The organism is Lysobacter sp. SCRH-1R, assembly GCF_057747855.1.
This window is the reverse complement of sequence record NZ_CM173227.1, coordinates 1,329,571-1,348,577: the sequence shown is the minus strand read 5'-3', so window position 1 is coordinate 1,348,577 and position 19,007 is coordinate 1,329,571. Positions and strand designations below refer to the sequence as shown.

The window sequence follows — 19,007 nt, the reverse complement described above, 5'->3', positions numbered from 1 at the left end:
GGTCAGGCCGCCTGGGCCGGCATCGAACGGTTCGTGTGCGTCAGCGCGTTGTCGCGGTCGACGTACACCAGCGTCGGCTTGTACTTGGCCGCTTCGGCCTCGTCGCACACGCCGTAGGCGCAGATGATCACGAGGTCCCCGGGCTGCGCGCAGTGCGCGGCGGCGCCGTTCACCGAGATCACGCCGCTGCCCTCTTCGCCGCGGATGGCGTAGGTGACGAAGCGCTGGCCGTTGTTCACGTTGTAGATGTGGATCTGCTCGTATTCGCGGATGCCGGAGATGTCGAGCAGGCGGCCGTCGATCGCGCACGAGCCTTCGTAATGCAGCTCGGCGTGGGTCACCGTGGCGCGGTGGATCTTGGCCTTGAGGATGTTCAGTTGCATGGGGTTCGGCTCCGGCCGCAGCGCTCGGGCGCCGGGCGTGCAAGGGATTTGGGCAAGTCTAGCAGCGCATGGCGCGGTGCAACATCATCCGGCCTTCGCGATTGGCGCCGGCGCTGGAACGCTCCGGATCACCGCGGCGCGCCCGTTCAGACCGTGAACTCGAGGTTGTCGATCAGGCGGGTCCGGCCGAGCCGGGCCGCGATCAGCGCGACCATGGAACCGGTTTCACCGGCCGCCGGTTCGGTCAGGTCGGGCCGGCGAACGACGGCGTAATCCGGGACGAACCCGGCGGCGGCCAGGCGCTCGTCCGCTTGGCTCTCGACCGCCTCGCGGGGCTGGCCATCGCGCAGCGCCTGCGCCATCGCCGCCAGGCAGCGGCTGATCTCCGCCGCCTGCGCGCGTTCCCCGGCGGACAGGTACTGGTTGCGCGAACTCATCGCCAGCCCGTTCGCCTCGCGCACGATGTCGGCGCCGACCACCTCGATCGGAAACGCCAGGTCGCGCACCATGTAACGCACGACGGCGAGCTGCTGGTAGTCCTTGCGACCGAACACCGCGACGTCCGGCTGCACCTGGTTGAACAGCCGCGAAACCACGGTGGCCACGCCATCGAAATGGCCCGGCCGGTGCGCGCCTTCCAGCGTGCTGGTGACGCCGGGCACCTGCACGCGCACGGTCGCTTCCACGCCGTACGGGTACATGGTTTCCACCGACGGCAGCCACATCGCATCGCAACCGGCCGCGTCCAGTCCGTCCGCATCGGCCTGCGGCGTGCGCGGATAGCGCGCGAAATCCTCGTTCGGCCCGAACTGCGTCGGATTGACGAACACGCTGGCGACCACGCGGTCGGCGAGTTCGCGCGCGCGCTTCACCAGCGAGAAATGCCCGGCGTGCAGGTTGCCCATCGTGGGAACGAAGGCGATGCGCAGGCCATCGCGCTTCCAGCCGCGCACGCGTTCGCGCAGCGGGTCGAGGTCGGTGAAGGTTTCGATCATGTCGGAGTGTTCTGGACGCGGATTACACGGAAGGAGCACGGATCACACGGGCAAGGCGAAGCGACACGCGGAACGGGACGATGAATCGCTGTGCGACCGCCCCGCCTTCATCCGCTTCTATCGGCTTGTCCGCCCAATCCTGCGGTCAGGCGTACGAATGCCCGGGATCCGGGAACGAGCCGTCCCGCACCGCCTGCGCATACGCGGCGAAGGCGCCTGCGATCGAACCGCCTTCGGCAAGGAAATCCTTCACGAAGCGCGGACGGCGATGGCCGGAGTTCACGCCGAGCAGGTCGTGCAGCACCAGCACCTGGCCATCGCACTGCGGACCGGCGCCGATGCCGATGGTGGGAATGTCCAGATCACCGGTGATCGCCGCGGCGACCGGCGTCGGCACGCATTCGAGCACCAGCAGCGTCGCGCCCGCCTCCTGCACGGCGCGCGCGTCTTCGCGCAGGCGCCTGGCGGCAGCCTCGTCGCGCCCCTGCACCTTGTAGCCGCCCAGGCGCAGCACCGACTGTGGCGTCAGGCCGAGATGCGCGCAGACGGGAATCTCGCGATCGACCAGGAAGCGGATCACGTCCAGCTTGTGCGCGGCGCCTTCCAGCTTGACCATCGTCGCACCCGCCTGGAGCAGCCGGATGGATGCCTCCAGCGCGCGTTCCGGCGTGGCGTCCGCGCCGAACGGCAGGTCGGCGATCAGCAGCGCCTTGCCGAGTCCGCGAGCGACGCAGGCGGTGTGATAGGCGACATCGGCCACCGTCACCGGCAGCGTGCTGTCGTGGCCCTGCACCACCATGCCCAGCGAGTCGCCGATCAGCACCAGGTCGATACCGGCGTCATCCATCGTGCGGGCGAACCCGGCGTCGTAGCAGGTCAGCATGACCAGCTTGCGGCCGTCGCGCTTGGCCTGCGCGAGCGCGGGCACGGTCCAGGGCTTTTCGTTCGGCGTTCCGCTGTACATGGGGATGTGCGCTGGCGCGAACGCTCAGGCGGAGTCGAGGGGGTCCGCATACGTTACCCCCTCGACCTGCGCCGGTGCCATCCTCGACAGCGCCTGTGCGGCGGTGCCGACGCCGGGGATGCACGCGTCCGGCGCGATTTCGGCCAGCGGCACCAGCACGAAGGCGCGCTCGTGCAGGCGCGGGTGCGGGACGTGCAGGCCGGGTTCGTCGATGCGCGTCTCGCCGTAGAGCAGCAGGTCGAGGTCGAGCGTGCGCGGGCCCCAGCGATCGCTGCCATCGGCCAGGCGCTGGCGGCCGGCATGGCGCTCGATCTCCAGCAGGTCCTCCAGCAACCGGCGCGGCGCGCGGCGGGTGTGCAGCATCGCGACGGCGTTGATGAAGTCCGGCTGTTCGGTCACGCCCCAGGCGGGCGTGCGATACAGCTTCGAGGCACGCACGAGGCGAGTGTCAGGCAGCGCGTCGAGCGCCCGCAGCGCCGCTCTCAGCGTGGCGACGCTGTCGCCGAGGTTGCTGCCCAGGCCGATGAAGGCCGGGCACGGGTGCGCTTCGTTCATTCGCCCGGGTTATTCGCCGTTCGCGGTCTTGCGGCGACGGCGACGGCGCTTGCGCGGCGCGTCGCCTTCCTCGGTCGACTCGGATTCGCGATGCGCGTCGAGCTGCGCGGCCAGCGCGTCGCCCGGATTGGTCTGCGCCTCGCGCCAGAACGCGACGTCCTCGGCGTGCTCGTCGGATGCGGCCAGCCGCAGGTTGAGGAAGTCGAACGCCGCGCGGAACCGCGGATGCGCGAGCGTGCGGAACACGCGCTTGCGCTGGCGCTGCGAGAACCGCGACTGCAGCAGCCAGATTTCCTGCATCGGCAGCGAGAAACGACGCGGCAGCGCGATGGTTTCCAACTGGTGCACGGTGACGCGGTCGGCCGCGCGACGCTGCGCCTCGGCGGCGTGCACGCCCTGCGCCTGCAGCGAGATCAGGGCGCGGCAGTACGCCGGCCACAGCAGCAGCGCGAACAGGAACGCCGGCGACACCGGCTCGTCGTTCGCCACGCGCGCATCGGTGCCCCGCAGGCCGGCCAGCAGCATGCGACGCAGCGCGCCGCTGCGGTTGGACTTCAACGCGGCGGCGGTTTCCGGCAACAGCGCCGGCAGCAGGCCGTGGCGCTCCAGCCCCAGGAAACTCTTCACCGCATGGCCGGAGAGGAACAGCTTCAGGCATTCCTCGAACAACCGTGCCGGCGCCGCCTCGCGCAGCAGCGGCGCCAGTTGCGGGATGGGCCTGGCGGTCGCGTCCTCGATCTCGAAATCCAGCTTCGCCGCCAGCCGCACCGCGCGCAGCATGCGCACTGGGTCTTCGCGGTAGCGCGTCTCCGGATCGCCGATCAGGCGCATCAGCCGGTTGCGCACGTCGTCGAAACCGCCGGTGTAGTCGCGCACCGAGAAGTCCTCGATCGCGTAATACAGCGCGTTGGCGGTGAAGTCGCGGCGGATCGCGTCCTCCTCGATCGTGCCGTACACGTTGTCGCGCAGCACGCGCCCGCCTTCGTGCAGCTCGCGGTCGCCGCTGCCGTCGTCGCTGTTGGCGCGGAACGTCGCCACTTCGATGATCTCGCGGCCGTAGACCACGTGCGCCAGGCGGAAGCGGCGGCCGATCAGGCGGCAGTTGCGGAACAGGCCCTTGACCTCTTCCGGCGTGGCGTTGGTGGCGACGTCGAAGTCCTTCGGGTGGCCGCCGATGAGCAGGTCGCGCACGGCGCCGCCGACCAGGTAGGCGTCGAAACCGCCTTCCCGCAGCCGGTAGAGCACGCGCAGGGCGTTGGGGCTGATGTCGCGGCGCGAGACGTTGTGCTGGTCGCGCGGGATGATCTGCAATTGGGGTCGGATGTCGGGTTGCATCAGGCGGGCGCGCCGCGGGTCCTTGGAAAGTAGGCCGTTGCCGCCGGCAACAGCGCCGCATATACTAGCAAGCCGCGTTGTGTTGAGAGCCTGCGCGGGGTTCACCGCTCCAAAGCTCCCATCGTCTAGAGGCCTAGGACACCGCCCTCTCAAGGCAGTAACACGGGTTCGAATCCCGTTGGGAGTACCAATTCCGAAGCCCGCGCAGCGATGCGCGGGCTTTTTCTTTGCCTCACCGGGCCCATCCGCCAAGGACGGGTTGGGGCCCGCGCCGGCGAATCGCTAAACTAGCGCGATGCGGCGCGCCCGTTCGCGCGCCATCTTCACGGAACCATCGTCATGCCCTTCGTCGTCACCGAGAACTGCATCAAGTGCAAGTACACCGACTGCGTGGAGGTGTGCCCGGTCGACTGTTTCCACGAGGGCCCGAACTTCCTGGTTATCGATCCGGACGAGTGCATCGACTGCACCCTGTGCGAGCCGGAATGCCCGATCAACGCGATCTACCCCGAGGACGACGTGCCCGCCGGCCAGGAGGTCTACGTCGCGCTCAATGCCGAGCTGTCGAAGGCCTGGCCGGTGATCACCACGCGCAAGGACCCGTTGCCGGACGCCAAGGAGTGGGAAGGCAAGCCGGGGAAGCTGGATCTGCTGGAGCGCTGAGGCGCCGTGCTCTTGTAGCCCGGTAAGCGAAGCGCACCCGGGGATAGCGCGGCAGCCATCGTTCGACCCGGGTGCGCTTCGCTTACCCGGGCTACAAAGGCAGCAACGTCGCAAACGAAAACGGGCGCCATCCGGCGCCCGTTTCGCGTTTCATGGCTGACGCGCCGCTTACTGCACGCCGAGCGCCGTGCGCAGCGTGTCGATGAGCTTCTTCGGCGCCGCGCCCGTGGCCGGCAGGCCGCGCGGATCGACGGCGGTCACGTACGCACCGGTGTCGGCGCCGGCGACGCGCACGAGGAAATTGGCCCCCTCGTAGCTGACGTCGTACACGCCCAGCGCTTCCGCCCGGCTGGTGATGGTCACGCCCTGCACCGCGGCCAGCGCTTCGCCGACCTTGGCGAAGGCGTCCTCGCGGTTGGTCGCCATGCCGAAGCCGCCCGAGGCCTGGCCGGACTCCACCGCCTGGCGGGCGGCGGCCGAAGGCACGTTCACGGCGGTGTCGGTGCGCGGCAGGTCCAGGTCCGGCGGGACTTCGAGCGGGCGCGTTTCCGGGCTCTGCGCGTAGAGGTCGCTGCCCTTGCGGAACCAGCTGCAGCCGGAGCCGAGCGCGACGCCCGCCAGCAACAGGCCGGCCACGGCGGCGCGGGACATCGAAACGTTAGGACGCATGTAGGTCTCCTGCAGGGTTCAGGCCACGAGCGATTCGCGGCATTCCAGTTCGAGTTCGGCCACCAGCGCGGCGATGGCCGCGGCGGTGCCGGCATGTGCGGCCGAGAGCGGCAGCAGCGGCAGGCGCAGCCCATGGCCGATGCCCTGTCGCGCCAGCAGCGCCTTGACGGGGATCGGGTTGGGCTCGACGCCTAGGAAGTCGTAGGTCGTCTGCAGGCGCGCATCCAGTGCGAGCGCGGCATCGCGCTGGCCGGCACGCGCCAGGTCGGCGAGCCTGCGGAACGCATGCGGCACCACGTTCGAAGCCACCGAGATGACGCCGTCGGCGCCGGCGAACATCGCGCGGCACGCGGTCGGATCGTCGCCGCTGAGGACCGCGAAATCCTCGCTGCGCAGCGCCAGCAGCGCGGCCATGCGCTCGGGTTCGCTGCGCGCTTCCTTGATGCCGACGATGCGCGGATGCGCGACGAGTTCGGCCACGGTTTCCGGCAGCAGGTCGCCGCCGGTGCGGCCGGGCACGTTGTACAGGACGACCGGCAGCGCGCCGTCGTCGGCGATGGCGCGGTAGTGCGCGACCAGGCCGGCCTGGGTCGGGCGCACGTAAGGCGGCGTCACCACCAGCGCGGCATCGGCGCCGAGCGCGGCGACGCGACGGGTGAGTTCGATCGTCTTGGCGGTGTTCGAAAGGCCGGTGCCGGCCAGGACCGGAATGCGTCCGCCCACGCGCTCCACCGCGGTGCGCAGCAGCGTGTCGTATTCGGCGTCGTACAACGCCACCGCCTCGCCGGTCGAGCCGGCCACGACGATGGCCTGGGTGCCGGCCGCGAGCTGCGCGTCGAGCAGCCGGTTCCATGCGTCGAGATCGATTTCGCCGGCCGCGGTGAAAGGCGTGGCCAGCGCGGTGATGCTGCCGGAAAGTCGCAAGGTCGAAGGTCCGAGGCCGCGTTTGCTGGGAAGTCCGCGCCGGTGCGCGCGGGGGTTGGTCGAAGCGTCGGAGCGGGCGTTCGAACGATGTCGAACGCGCGCACAGCGCCTTGAGATGTTACTTGCGGCCCGAAAGCGCGGGCAAGTATGCTCCCCGCCAAGCACGGGCCCCTCACGGGCCACCATTCAGTATCCGAGCCCAGGCTCACCAGGACAGGCGCCGCCTTGACCGATTCCGCATCCCGGCCGTCGCCGAACGAAAACCACCTCCTGATCAACGCCTACACGACGCATCCGGAGTCGCCGCTGCTTTCGGTGACGCGCCGCATCGCCGATTCGGGCTGCAATCTGGTGGACGCGCGCCTGGCCACCGTCGGCCGCGACGTGTCGGTGACCACGCTCGCCGTGGGTTCGTGGGACGCGGTCGCCAAGCTGGAAGCCATGCTCACGCGCCTGGAGCGCGAGGAAGGCCTGAAGCTGGTGTGGTACCGCACCGGCGCCAAGCAGGTGCAGTCGAACCTGCTGCCGTACGTGGTGGAAGTGGTCGCCGCCGACAAGCCGGGCATCCTGTTCCAGCTGGCCGATTTCTTCGACCGCCAGGGCATCACCATCGAAAGCCTGCATTCCTCGCGTTACCGCGCGATGCAGACCGGCGCGGAGATGTTCTCCGCGCAGATCACCATCGGCGTGCCCTCGAGCATGCACATCGCCGCGCTGCGCGACGATTTCCTCGAATTCTGCGACCACCTCAACCTCGACGCGATCATGGACCCGATGAAGTTCTGATCGCCCCGCGATACGAACTGCACACGACGATGCTCGATACCGGCGACGCAATCCCGAAGAACGTTTCCACCCTGCCCCTGGCGCTGTCCAGCGGCGAAACCGCGCAACTGAAGGATTTCGCGGGCGGCTGGCTGGTGCTGTACTTCTACCCGAAGGACAGCACGCCCGGCTGCACCACCGAAGGCATCGACTTCAACGCGCTGCTGCCGAAGTTCAGGAAGCTGGGCGCCACCGTGCTGGGCGTGTCGCGCGACTCGATCAAGTCGCACCAGAACTTCTGCGCCAAGCAGGGTTTCAAGTTCGACCTCGTCAGCGACGGCGACGAAGCGCTGTGCAACGCCTTCGGCGTGATCAAGCCGAAGAAGCTGTACGGCCGCGAGTACGTCGGCGTCGAGCGCAGCACCTTCCTGATCGATCCCAAGGGCGTCATCGCCCAGTCATGGCGCCCGGTGAAAGTGCCCGGCCATGCGCAGGCCGTGCTCGATTCGCTCAAGGAACACGCAACGCAGTGACCCCCGCCGCCCGCCCGCAACGCCGCCGTCCCGCACCGCGGGCCACGGCGGCGTCGCCGTGCGCGCGCGGTGGCGCAGTCAGGTTTCCCGTCCCGCGAAGCAGTACACCACACGGCAACACCCCGTTCTCCAGGCAGTCCCACCCGCATCGGAGCAGTCGATGACCAGAAGCAAGCGGATCTACGTGCTAGACACCAACGTCCTCATGCACGACCCGACCGCGCTGTTCAAATTCGAGGAACACGATGTCTACCTGCCCATGCAGGTCATCGAGGAACTCGACAACGCCAAGAAAGGCACCTCCGAAGCCAGTCGCAACGCGCGCCAGGTCAGCCGCTTCCTCAACGAGCTGATCGAGGCCGCCGGCACCGACAAGATCGCCGAAGGCATCCCGCTCAACCGCCCGCAGGGCCTGCAGCTGCGCGGCGCGCAGAGCATCGGCCGGCTGCGGTTCCAGACGCGCGACTTCGATTCGGGCAAGCGCTTCGGCGCGGTGATCCCGGACAACCACATCCTGGGTTCCATCCTGGCGCTGAAGGAAGCCGAACCCGGCGTGCCGGTGGTGTTCATTTCCAAGGACGTGAACCTGCGCATCAAGGCGTCCATCGCCGGCATCGTGTCGGAGGATTACGAGAACGACCGCGCGCTCGACGACTTCAGCCTGCTCTACACCGGCGCCACCGCGCTGCCGGAGGATTTCTGGCAGCGTTACGGCAAGGACCTCAAGTCGTGGACCGAGAAGGGCCGCACGTTCTACGAGATCCGCCGCAAGGACGAGGACGACTTCCACCCCAACCAGTTCCTCTTCCTGCCCGGCGACGAGGAATCCGAACTCAAGGTCGCGCGCGTCGACGACGAGAAGGCGGTGCTGCAGATCGTCGACGACTACCGCCATCACCAGCACGCCGTGTGGGGCATCGCCGCGCGCAACCGCGAACAGAATTTCGCGCTCAACGCGCTGATGGACCCGGAGATCGACTTCGTCACCCTGCTCGGCACCGCCGGCACCGGCAAGACCCTGCTCGCGCTGGCCGCGGGCCTGGCGCAGACGATGGACCAGCAGCGTTACCGCGAGATCATCATGACCCGCGCGACGGTGAGCGTCGGCGAGGACATCGGCTTCCTGCCCGGCACGGAAGAGGAAAAGATGACGCCGTGGATGGGCGCGCTGACCGACAACCTGGAAGTGCTCACGCACAATCAGGACGGCGGCAGCTGGGGCCGCGCGGCGACCAACGACCTGCTCGCCAGCCGCATCAAGATCCGCTCGCTGAACTTCATGCGTGGCCGCACGTTCCTGAGCCGCTGGCTGATCCTGGACGAAGCACAGAACCTCACGCCCAAGCAGATGAAGACGCTGATCACGCGCGCCGGCCCGGGCACGAAGATCGTGTGCCTGGGCAACGTCGAGCAGATCGACACGCCCTACCTGACCGAAACCACGTCGGGCCTGACCTACGCGGTGGACCGCTTCAAGAACTGGGAGCACAGCGCGCACGTGACGCTGCGCCGCGGCGAGCGGTCGCGGTTGGCGGATTATGCGTCGGAGGTTCTGTAGGGCTTTGGGTGTTTGCAGGAAACCGTGCCGCTCCTGTAACCCGGGTAAGCGAAGCGCACCTGGGGCCTGTCGCGCTTGAACCACGCGCATCGTGTGCCATTTCACCCCTCTCCAACCCTCCCCTGCATTCGCCGGGGAGGGAGTTCCAGCTCCTCTCCCTCCGGGAGAGGGTTGGGGTGGGAGGGTCGGGACGTGCGGCAACGCCCGCGCTCGCGATGTGCGCTTTCGAAGCGCTTCTGTAGCCCGGGTAAGCGGAGCGCACCCGGGGCCTGTCACGCTCGAACCAGGCGCACCGTTTGCCACTTCACCCCTCCCCAACCCTCCCCTGCATTCGCCGGGGAGGGAGTTCTGAGCCCCTCGACCTCCGGGAGTGAGGGGCGGTGCTTTTAGCCCCTCTCCCTGCGGGAGAGGGATTGGGTGAGGGGCGGGGCGTGCGGTAACGCCGGCGCTCGCGATGTGTGCTTTCGAAGTCACGACGAAGCCCAACAGCAAATGGGTTCCAGCTTTCGCTGGAATGACGGTGAGCTTGGGAACCGTCAATGGAGTGCCCAAACGTCACGAGCCTGGATCCCGGCCTTCGCCGGGATGACGGTGCATTTTTTTGGGAAACGACCTTGGCGTTGGGAACGCCGGCGCTTCGACCACAACGACAACGACAATGCCCCACGGGGCGACGCCGACCCCCACAGCGCACTGAAAAACACCCCCAGCACCCCGCGCCCATCAACGCCGCCGCAACACGGCACAATGACGCAATCCTCCAACCGCAATCCTCCAACGGGACACGCGCACCCATGATCACCCGCCTCCCCACCTGGGTCTGGCTCGGCGCCGCCACGCTCGCGATGGTCGCGGGGATGGTGAATGTGGTGGGTTACCTCGGTTTCGAACACCAGGCGGTGACGCACCTCACCGGCACGACCACGCTGCTCGGCGCGGCGATCGCGCATGGCGATGCGCGCGCGAGCGGCCACCTGGTGCTCGTGGTGATGTCGTTCGTCGGCGGCGCGGTGCTCAGCGGGTTCATCATCCAGGACAGCACGTTGCGCCTGGGCCGGCGCTACGGCGTGGCGCTCTCCATCGAAGCGGCGCTGCTGGTCGCGGCGGTGCCGCTGTTCGAACGCCAGCAGATCGCCGGCGCCGCGCTCGCCGCGATGGCCTGCGGACTGCAGAACGCGATGACCGCGACCTACAGCGGCACGCTCGTGCGCACCTCGCACCTCACCGGCATGTTCACCGACCTGGGCGTGTTCCTCGGCCATCGCCTGCGCGGCGTGCCGGCCGAACCGCGCCGGCTCTGGCTGTGCCTGGCGATCGTCGGCGGCTTCCTGCTCGGCGGCGTGGTCGGCGCGTCGCTGTTCCCGCACCTGGCCTACCGCACGCTGTACGTGCCGGCCGCGATCACCGGCGTCACCGGCGTCGCCTACGTCGCCTATCGCCTGCACCGCGGTCCGGCAGGCACACTGTCGCCATGAACGACGCGACTCTCCCGTCCTGCGCCCTCACCATCGCCGGTTCGGATTCCGGCGGCGGCGCCGGCATCCAGGCCGACCTGAAAACCTTCGCCGCGCATCGCGTGCACGGCCTCAGCGCGCTCGCCGCGCTCACCGCGCAGCACACCCGCGCCGTCACCGCGGTGCACGTGCCGGACGTCGCCTTCCTGCGCGCGCAGATCGACGCCTGCTTCGACGATTTCGACATCGGTGCGGTGAAGCTCGGCATGCTCGCCAACGCCGAGGTGATCCACGCCGTCGCCGACGCGCTCTCGCACCATCGTCCCGCGCACGTCGTGCTCGATCCGGTGATGGTGTCCACCTCCGGCGCGCGCCTGCTCGAATCCAGCGCGCTGGACGCGTTGCGCACGCGCCTGCTGCCGATGGCGACGCTGGTCACGCCGAACCTGCCCGAAGCCGAACTGCTGATCGGCGAACGCATCGAGGACCTCGATGCGATGCACGGCGCGATCGACGCCCTGCGAGCCCTCGGCGTGCGCGCGGTGCTGCTCAAGGGCGGCCATCTTCCGGTGGAAGCCTCGCGCGAGGACGTGGTGGACCTGTTCGCCGACGGCGACGTCGTGCATCCGATGTCGCACACGCGATTGCAGATCGACGCGCACGGCACCGGCTGCACGCTCGCGTCCGCGGTCGCGGCGAACCTGTGCCTCGGACGCGACCTGCGCGAGGCCAGCACCGCCGCCACCGACTACGTGCACGCCGCGCTGCGCCGTGGTTATCGACCCGGTCGCGGCGACGTGCTCGTGCTCGACCACTTCGGAGCCGCACCGCATGGATGACGCCTCGCCGCCGCAGGACTTCCGCGCGCTCGAATCCGAGGCGACGGCCGACGACGGCCATCGCTTCAAACCGATCGCGCGCATCCCGCAAGCGCCGCGCGCCAGCCTGCTCTGGCTGCCGGCCATGGGCATCGGCGCGAAGCATTACGTGCCCTTCGCCGAAGCGCTGGCACGACGCGGCATCGCGGTGTTCGTGCACGAATGGCGCGGCGGCGGCTCCAGCAGCGTGCGTGCGGACCGCCAGACCGACTGGGGTTATCGCGAACTGCTCACGCTCGACCTCCCCGCCAGCGAAGCGCTGGTCGCCGCGCACGCCCCCGACGTGCCGCGCATCCTCGGCGGCCACAGCCTGGGCGGGCAACTGGCGTGCTGCCGGCTCGGCCTTTCGCCGGAAAGCGCGCAACGCCTGTGGCTGGTCGGCAGCGGCGCGCCGTACTGGCGCGCGTTCCCGATGAAGACCGCGTGGTGGCTGCCGTTCGTGTACCGGTTCCTCGCGTGGCTCGCCGATTTCCACGGCGCCCTGCCCGGCCGCCGCATCGGTTTCGGCGGACAGGAAGCGCGCGGCGTGATCCGCGACTGGAGCCTCACCGGCCTGTCCGGCCGCTATGCCGCGCGCGGCGTGGACGTCGACCTGGAATCGGCGATGGCCGCCCTCACCCTCGACGCGCACGCGGTGGTGCTCGCGCGCGACTGGCTCGGGCCGGAATCCTCGCTGCGTTTCCTGCTGTCGAAACTGCGCCGCGCGACGACGCGCATCGACGTGCTCGACGCCGCCGCGCTGGGCGCGCGCGCCGATCACTACGCCTGGATGAAGCAGCCCGACGCGGTGGTCGACGCGCTGCTGCGCTGACCGCCCGATCCGCGCGGCGACCGTTCCCGCCGCCCGCCTGCGTTACCCGCAATGAGGCCGCTCCCTCGCCGAGGGGAGTGGGCCGGAACCCGGCCGCGCGCCGGGCATACACGCGGTTCCGCCGCAAGGCGGCGCAACGGGGGGCGAGATCGCATGGGCGGATGGGTTTCCAGGGCACCGGCTGCATGGATCGCGGTGAAGCTCGTGCTGATCGGCACCTATCTGCTGGGCACCAACCGCCTGCTCGCCGAGCGCGTGGCCCACATCGGGCTGCAACCCGGCCTGGCGGTGTTCGCCGCGGTCTGGCTGTTGTGCATCGTCACCATGCTGGTACTCGCGTTCCACGCGCGCACGCCCGCGCGCGTCGTGTGGAGCGCGGTCTTCTTCCTCGGCAGCAGTTTCACCCTCGCCCACGCGCTGATCGTGTCGCGCCACCTGGGCCTGATCGAGTTCGAACAGCTCCTCGGCCTGGTCGGTTTCGCCGGGAACCTGAAGGGTTTCCACGACGCGCAGATTTTGCAGGCGGTCGCGTGGTCCGCGCTCGGGGTCATCGCGATCAACCTGCCGCCGTGGCTCGCGCCGCCGGATTCGCCATCGCTGCTGCGCTGGCCGCAACGCAATCCGGGGCTGCTGCAACTGCTGCCGGTGGTGGCGATCGGCGTGCTTCTCTACCTGCGCGGCGGCGAAGGCTCCAACGGGTTTCCGGGGCAATACAACACCGCCGCGTTCGCCGGCGTGCTCGGCGCGGAAAAACTGCTCGCGCCGCCCGCGCCCGAACGCGAGGACATCGCGCTGGCGCACCTGGGCCAGCGGCCGTTCCGCCACATCGTGCTGGTGATGGACGAAAGCGTGCGCGGCGATTACGTCGACCTCAACGTCGAGGACGGCGTGGAAACCGGCCTGCGTCCGCTCGGAAGCGCGTTGGCGAACTTCGGCGTCGCGGCGTCCACGGCGAACTGCTCGTCCACCTCGAACGCGAGCGTGCGCTACGGCGTCACGCGCGAGCGGTACCTGAAGGACCTGCAGGTCAATCCGTCCTTCTGGCGCTACGCCGCGCGTGCGGGCTACCGCACGATCTACATCGACGCGCAGCGCCACGACGGCAAGCTGCAGAACTTCATGGACCGGCGCGAGGTCGGCGAGATCGACGAGTTCGTGCAGGTCGGCACGGCCTTCGCGCCGGACGCGAAGGACATCGAGGCCGGGCGCCTGCTCAACCGCGTGCTGCTGCGCGACCGCCCCAGCTTCACCTACGTCAACAAGATGGGCTGCCACTTCCCGTACGAAGGCAAGTATCCGGCCGCGAACACGCTGTATTCGCCGACGATGTCGCGCGCGTTCGTGTCGAAGGAGGCTGACGACGGTTCCGGCTATCGACAGGCCGAGAACGCCGAACAGCGCTGGCGCCAGGTCAACAGCTACCGCAACTGCCTGGCCTGGAACACGCGCGGCTTCTTCCGCGAAGCGCTCGCGAACGTGGACCTCGCCGACACGCTGATCCTCTACACCGCCGACCACGGCCAGAATTTCCACGAGGACGGCAGCCCCGGCGAGCAGACGCATTGCACGATCGGCCCCGCCTCGCCGAGCGAAGGCCGCGTGCCGCTGGCGGCGATCACGCGCAACGCCGAGCTCTCGCCGCTGCTGCGCGACGCCGCGCGCCGCAACCACGACCGCGCCAGCGCGTTCAACGTCTATCCCACGCTGCTAGCGTCGATGGGTTATGCCCCACCTTCCGCCGAAAGCCGCTTCGAAGCGGGCCTGTTCGACGCGCTGCCGGACCACGGCAACCGCTTCCTCTCCACCTACTTCGTGCGCTTCGGCCGCGAACCGGTGTGGAATTCGATCGGCCAGGGCGGGCAACTCCGCGACGGATTGCAGCAGGCGCTGGCGGACGACCGCCGGCGCGCGAAGCTGGATGCGAGCACGGCGAGCGGTGCGCCGTAACGCGCGGCCTCGCTTCCGCTCCTTATCCGAGGCCTCCGCTTTTCAGACGACGTCCCCGCGCAGGCCGGGACCCAACGCTCCGGGCCATCGCGTTTTCCGGAGAGCGTGATCCGCCCGACAGCGGGATTCCCGCCTTCGCGGGAATGACGGCGTCTTCGACGATGCCCGCACCGCGGAGCGACGCAGGCCGTTCACACCACATCCACCGCCCGGGACCCGCCAATCCGCGCACGCCGTCCACGCGACGACGCGGGCTCGTGCCGCGCGACCGTCCGATACCCTTCCGGATTCATCGCCTGCCAGCGCCACGCATCGCGGCACATCGCATCCACGTCGAACTGCGCGCGCCATCCGAACAACGCGTGCGCGAGCGACGGATCGGCGTAGACGGACGCGGCATCGCCCGAGCGACGCCCGACGATCTCGTAGGCGATGCGCCGTCCGCTCGCGCGTTCGAACGCATGCACCAGTTCCAGCACGCTCACGCCGCGTCCGGTGCCGAGGTTGACGGTCACGCTGGCATCGGCTCGCACCATGTACTCCAGCGCGTCCACGTGCGCACGCGCCAGGTCCACCACGTGGATGTAGTCGCGCACGCCGGTCCCGTCCACGGTCGGATAATCGCCGCCGAACACGCGCAGCTTCTCGCGCGCGCCCACCGCGACCTGGCAGATGTAGGGCATCAGGTTGGTCGGCTCGCCGCAGGGGTCCTCGCCGATCAGGCCCGACGCATGCGCGCCGACCGGATTGAAATAGCGCAGGTTCGCGGCGCGGAATTCGGGATCGGCCGTGCACAGATCGCCGATCAGCTGCTCGGCCACCAACTTCGTGCGGCCGTACGGATTCATCACCGACAGCCCCGCGTCCTCGCGCACCGGCACGCGCTCCGGCTCGCCGTAGACCGTCGCGGACGAACTGAACACCAGCCGTCGCACGCCCGCCCCGCGCATCGCCTGCAGCAGGACGATGGTGCCGCTGATGTTGTTGTCGAAGTAGTCCAGCGGCCGGCGGCAGGAATCGCCCACCGCCTTGAGCGCCGCGAAGTGCAGCACGGCGTCGAAGCGGTACGTCGCGAACAGCGCCGTCATCGCCGCGCGGTCGCGCAGGTCCACGCGGTGCACGGGAATCGGCACGCCGGCGAGCCGGCGCAGTCGCGGGATCACGCGCGGCGACGAGTTCACGCCGCTGTCGGCGATCACCACGGAATGGCCGCGCTCGATCAGGCCCAGGCAGGTGTGGCTGCCGATGTAACCGGCGCCTCCGCAGACGAGGATTCGCATGAGGATCCCGATGTGTCGGGCGACTTCCGGACAAGTCGGCCCTTGCAAGTCGAAGCAGGGCCGCCGCGACACGCGGCCGCCCTGCACGCTCCGCCGCGAACGACGGCTCCCCGGACACCGGTCGTCCGGCGTCCTGACCCTTCCAACGCAAAGCGCCGCCCGCTCCGGCAAGGATCCGGCAAGCGTGTTCGCCGCACGCGCAGGTGGCCGGAAATCCGCCCCCGCGCCGTTCGCTCATGTCGAATGCAAGGGGGTTTTGCGTATGCGCACGTTAAGTACCCGCACGATCGGCACCTTCGTCGCCGTCCTCGCCACGATGCTCTTCCTTTCCGCCTGCGCGTCTTCGGGCGGCAGCGCCAACGCACCGCCGCCGGCGGAATCGGAAAACCTGGTCGACGCCTACCAGATCGGCATCGACGACATCGTGCAGGTGTCGGTGTGGCGCAATCCGGAGCTGGGCATCACCGTTCCGGTGCGTCCGGACGGCAGGATTTCCGTCCCGCTGGTCGGCGACGTCGCCGCGGGCGGGCGCACGCCGAACGCGGTGGCGAAGGAAATCCAGGAACGCCTCGCCGTGTTCGTGCGCGATCCGCAGGTCGCGGTGATCCTCACCGACCTTCGCAGCCACGAATACCTCTCGCGCGTGCGCGTCACCGGCGCGGTGCGCCAGCCCATCTCCATTCCCTTCCGCCAGGGCATGACCGTGCTCGACGCCGTGCTCGCCGCCGGCGGCGTCACCGAGTTCGCCGCGCCCGCGAAGTCCGACCTGTATCGCAAGACCGGCGACAGCACGCGCAGCTATGCGGTTCGGCTGGACCACATCCTGGAAGACGGCGACCTGACGACCAACTTCAAGGTCGCGCCGGGCGATGTCATCACCGTTCCGGAACGCACGCTGTGAACGGCATGTCGACGGAACTCACGGTCCCGGAGACCCGTCCCTCCGCGATCGCGGCGATGGTGCCGGTGGCGTTCGAGGAATGGCGCCGCCGCCCGGTGCTGCTGGCGACGGTGTTCACGCTGATCGCACTGGGCGCGCTCGTCTTCGGGATGCTGCTGCCGAAGAAATACAACTCGCAGACGACGATCCTGGTCGAGGAAAGCAACATCATCAAGCCGCTGATGGAAGGCCGCGCCGTGCCGACCAGCGTGGTGAGCCGCGCGGCGATCACGCGCGAGGTCGCCTTCAGCCGCAGGACGATGGACGAGATCCTCAAGACCGGCGGCTGGATGAAATCCAATCCGACGCCGGTGCAGCAGGACCAGCTGATCGAGGTGATCACCGGTCGCACGATCATCTCCAACCCGCGCGACAACCTGATCCGCGTGTCGTACACGGACACCGACCCGGCGCGCGCGCACGCCGTCACCAAGCGCTTCGCCGAACTGATCATCGAGCAGAGCCTGGCGACCAAGGAACGCGAGAGCCGCGACGCGTACGACTTCATCGACTCGCAGGTACGCGCCTACCACAAGAAGCTCACCGACGCCGAATCCAAGCTGGAGGCGTATCGCAAGTCCAATCCGGACGCGCGCCCGGGCATCGACGGCGACGTGAACTCGCGCATCGCCGAGTTGCGCCGCATGGTCGACACCTCGCGCATGGAGCTGATGGACCTGGAATCGCAGGGCAACGCGCTGCAGGGCCAGCTCAACGGCGAGAACGAGGTGAACGTGGTGCAGACGCGCTCGGGCCAGCTGCTCGCGCGCATGGCCGAGCTGGAATCCGAGCACGACCGCCTGCTGATGAACTACACCGAGCAGCATCCGGACGTGGTCCGCGTGGCGCACCAGATCCGCGACCTGGAAGAGGAAGTGCGCCGCGAGGACGCGCGCCAGGCCGCGCGCAAGAGCGCACCGCCCTCGCCCGGCGCGGCGAACGACACCAGCACCGGCGGCACCGCGCTGGGCGGCGTGGCTTCGTTCAATCCGCTGTACGGCGAACTCAAGAGCAAGCTCGCCGAGAACCGCCGCCAGGCCGCCGCGGTGACCTCGCGCATCAACACCAGCCAGGCGCTGCTCGACCAGGAACTGGCCCGCAGCCGCCACATCGCCGCATCGGAAAGCACGATGGCCGAGCTGTCGCGCGATTACGAAGTCAACCGCGATCTCTACCAGGACCTGCTCAAGCGCCGCGAGAACGCGCGCGTGTCGATGAGCCTGGATTCCGAGCAGCGCGGCCTGAGTTTCCGCATCCAGGAACCGGCGACGTATCCGCTGCGCGGCGTCGGCCTGCGCCTGGTGCACGTGGCGGGCGCCGGCCTCGGCGCCGCCGCGCTGGCGCCGCTGGTGCTGCTGTTCGGCTTCGTGCGGCTCGATCCGCGCGTGCGTTCGCCCTACCAGGTCGAAACCGCATCGGCGTTGCCGGTGCTCGGCACGGTGCCGCGTTACCGCACCGTGACCTCGCGCCGCATGGCGATGCGCCGCTTCGTGATCGCCGCGATGATTTTCCTGGTGGTGCCGCTCGTTTACGGCCTGACCCTCATCCTGAAGATGGTGACCCTCCAATGAGCGCCGCTCCTTCCGAAGCCGTACTGGACACCACGGACGACCGCGCCACCGGAAGCGCCGCGACCGATCGCGAGGACGCGCCCGAACGCGACCTGCGTCCGACCATCCCGCGCAGCGCCGGCGTTGCCGCGCTCACGCCCTCGCAGCTGGAGGACCGCGCGATCATCCATCGCGGCGGCGTGTCGAGGCCGGAGGTCGATGCGTTCCGCGAACTGCGCACGCGCCTGCTCTCCGCGGTCGAAGGCAGCTTCGTCGCGCTGGTGGCGCCGGTGAGCAGCGGCAGCGGCGGCAGTTTCGTCGCGCGCAACCTCGCCACGGCGATGGCCTTCGACGAAACCAGGAGCGCGCTGCTGGTCGACTGCGACCTGCGCCATCCCTCGCAGCAACGCACGATGAAGATCGACGCCGACAACGGCGGGCTCGTGGAATACCTCGAGAACGCCGATGCGGATCTGTCCGACGTGATCTACGAAACCGGCGTCACCGGGCTTCGCCTGATTCCCGCAGGAACCACGCGCGAGATCGGCGCGGAGTACTTCTCGTCCGTGCGCATGCGGCTTCTGCTGGATTCGATCCGCAGCCGGCACCCGAACTGCTACGTGTTCCTCGACGGGCCGCCGGTGCGCGGCACGCCGGACGCACGCATCCTGGCCGACATCGCCGACGTGGTGATCCTCGTCGCCGGATACGGGCGCGATACGGCGTCGACGATCGCGCAGGCCGCGGCGAACTTCGATCCGGCCAAGTTCGCCGGCGTGGTGTTCAACGAAGGCGTTTGAACG

Annotated in this window: 18 protein-coding genes, 1 tRNA gene and 1 pseudogene; 12 read left to right on the top strand and 8 right to left on the bottom strand. The window is 69.0% G+C overall.

Annotated features, from left to right (window positions below):
• Positions 1-2 precede the first annotated feature (2 nt).
• The 5 genes and pseudogenes from panD to pcnB form a co-directional block, all read right to left on the bottom strand.
• Positions 3-383 (bottom strand): aspartate 1-decarboxylase, encoded by a 381-nt coding sequence (panD, locus tag AC3ANK_RS06100; RefSeq protein WP_206859352.1) that lies wholly within the window; start codon positions 381-383, stop codon positions 3-5.
• 146 nt (positions 384-529) lie between these two features.
• On the bottom strand, positions 530-1,378 hold the full coding sequence (gene panC, locus AC3ANK_RS06095) for a pantoate--beta-alanine ligase (protein ID WP_484172404.1): 849 nt from the start codon (positions 1,376-1,378) through the stop codon (positions 530-532).
• Positions 1,379-1,523: 145 nt separating this feature from the next.
• Positions 1,524-2,342, bottom strand: a complete 819-nt coding sequence (panB, locus tag AC3ANK_RS06090) for a 3-methyl-2-oxobutanoate hydroxymethyltransferase (RefSeq protein ID WP_484172403.1) — start codon at positions 2,340-2,342, stop codon at positions 1,524-1,526.
• A gap of 24 nt (positions 2,343-2,366) precedes the next feature.
• Positions 2,367-2,897 carry a 2-amino-4-hydroxy-6-hydroxymethyldihydropteridine diphosphokinase gene (gene folK / locus AC3ANK_RS06085; RefSeq protein ID WP_484172402.1) on the bottom strand — a complete coding sequence of 177 codons (531 nt, stop codon included), beginning with the start codon at positions 2,895-2,897 and terminating at the stop codon, positions 2,367-2,369.
• A gap of 9 nt (positions 2,898-2,906) precedes the next feature.
• Positions 2,907-4,208 (bottom strand): annotated as a pseudogene (gene pcnB / locus AC3ANK_RS06080) (polynucleotide adenylyltransferase PcnB); the annotation flags it as partial.
• A 138-nt stretch (positions 4,209-4,346) separates the two neighbouring features.
• Here pcnB and AC3ANK_RS06075 point away from each other — a divergent pair.
• Positions 4,347-4,422, top strand: a tRNA-Glu gene (locus AC3ANK_RS06075).
• A 149-nt stretch (positions 4,423-4,571) separates the two neighbouring features.
• Positions 4,572-4,895 (top strand): ferredoxin FdxA, encoded by a 324-nt coding sequence (gene fdxA / locus AC3ANK_RS06070; RefSeq protein ID WP_206859357.1) that lies wholly within the window; start codon positions 4,572-4,574, stop codon positions 4,893-4,895.
• A gap of 168 nt (positions 4,896-5,063) precedes the next feature.
• Here fdxA and AC3ANK_RS06065 read toward each other — a convergent pair whose 3' ends face one another.
• Positions 5,064-5,564, bottom strand: a complete 501-nt coding sequence (locus AC3ANK_RS06065) for a hypothetical protein (protein WP_484172401.1) — start codon at positions 5,562-5,564, stop codon at positions 5,064-5,066.
• 18 nt (positions 5,565-5,582) lie between these two features.
• Complete coding sequence (gene dapA / locus AC3ANK_RS06060) at positions 5,583-6,488, bottom strand: 4-hydroxy-tetrahydrodipicolinate synthase (RefSeq protein ID WP_484172400.1); 906 nt, start codon at positions 6,486-6,488, stop codon at positions 5,583-5,585.
• Between the two features lie 225 nt (positions 6,489-6,713).
• On the opposite strand from dapA, the gene AC3ANK_RS06055 reads away from it, so the two are divergent.
• The 7 genes from AC3ANK_RS06055 to AC3ANK_RS06025 all read left to right on the top strand — a co-directional run bounded on the left by AC3ANK_RS06055 (position 6,714) and on the right by AC3ANK_RS06025 (position 14,434).
• The gene (locus tag AC3ANK_RS06055) at positions 6,714-7,274 is read left to right on the top strand and encodes a glycine cleavage system transcriptional repressor (protein WP_206859362.1); all 561 of its coding nucleotides are present in this window, start codon (positions 6,714-6,716) and stop codon (positions 7,272-7,274) included.
• Between the two features lie 29 nt (positions 7,275-7,303).
• Positions 7,304-7,786: a peroxiredoxin gene (locus AC3ANK_RS06050; RefSeq protein WP_484172399.1), complete on the top strand. Its 483-nt coding sequence runs from the start codon at positions 7,304-7,306 to the stop codon at positions 7,784-7,786.
• Between the two features lie 160 nt (positions 7,787-7,946).
• On the top strand, positions 7,947-9,344 hold the full coding sequence (locus AC3ANK_RS06045; protein ID WP_206859365.1) for a PhoH family protein: 1,398 nt from the start codon (positions 7,947-7,949) through the stop codon (positions 9,342-9,344).
• 794 nt (positions 9,345-10,138) lie between these two features.
• Positions 10,139-10,819 carry a YoaK family protein gene (locus AC3ANK_RS06040; RefSeq protein WP_206859366.1) on the top strand — a complete coding sequence of 227 codons (681 nt, stop codon included), beginning with the start codon at positions 10,139-10,141 and terminating at the stop codon, positions 10,817-10,819.
• On the top strand, positions 10,816-11,637 hold the full coding sequence (gene thiD, locus AC3ANK_RS06035; RefSeq protein WP_206859368.1) for a bifunctional hydroxymethylpyrimidine kinase/phosphomethylpyrimidine kinase: 822 nt from the start codon (positions 10,816-10,818) through the stop codon (positions 11,635-11,637). The genes AC3ANK_RS06040 and thiD overlap by 4 nt, the downstream gene beginning before the upstream one ends.
• Positions 11,630-12,487 (top strand): alpha/beta hydrolase family protein, encoded by an 858-nt coding sequence (locus AC3ANK_RS06030; protein WP_484172398.1) that lies wholly within the window; start codon positions 11,630-11,632, stop codon positions 12,485-12,487. The genes thiD and AC3ANK_RS06030 overlap by 8 nt, the downstream gene beginning before the upstream one ends.
• A gap of 153 nt (positions 12,488-12,640) precedes the next feature.
• Complete coding sequence (locus AC3ANK_RS06025) at positions 12,641-14,434, top strand: sulfatase-like hydrolase/transferase (RefSeq protein WP_484172397.1); 1,794 nt, start codon at positions 12,641-12,643, stop codon at positions 14,432-14,434.
• 191 nt (positions 14,435-14,625) lie between these two features.
• Here AC3ANK_RS06025 and galE read toward each other — a convergent pair whose 3' ends face one another.
• Complete coding sequence (galE, locus tag AC3ANK_RS06020) at positions 14,626-15,714, bottom strand: UDP-glucose 4-epimerase GalE (RefSeq protein ID WP_484172396.1); 1,089 nt, start codon at positions 15,712-15,714, stop codon at positions 14,626-14,628.
• A 262-nt stretch (positions 15,715-15,976) separates the two neighbouring features.
• Between galE and AC3ANK_RS06015 the strand changes: the two genes are divergently transcribed.
• The 3 genes from AC3ANK_RS06015 to AC3ANK_RS06005 are packed head-to-tail and all read left to right on the top strand — an operon-like array spanning position 15,977 to position 19,004.
• Complete coding sequence (locus AC3ANK_RS06015) at positions 15,977-16,615, top strand: XrtA/PEP-CTERM system exopolysaccharide export protein (RefSeq protein WP_484172395.1); 639 nt, start codon at positions 15,977-15,979, stop codon at positions 16,613-16,615.
• Positions 16,616-16,620: 5 nt separating this feature from the next.
• Positions 16,621-18,225: an XrtA system polysaccharide chain length determinant gene (locus tag AC3ANK_RS06010; protein ID WP_242524969.1), complete on the top strand. Its 1,605-nt coding sequence runs from the start codon at positions 16,621-16,623 to the stop codon at positions 18,223-18,225.
• Positions 18,222-19,004, top strand: coding sequence for a P-loop NTPase family protein (locus AC3ANK_RS06005; protein WP_206859374.1), 783 nt, complete (start codon positions 18,222-18,224; stop codon positions 19,002-19,004). Before AC3ANK_RS06010 ends, AC3ANK_RS06005 begins: the two co-directional genes overlap by 4 nt.
• Positions 19,005-19,007: the final 3 nt, after the last annotated feature.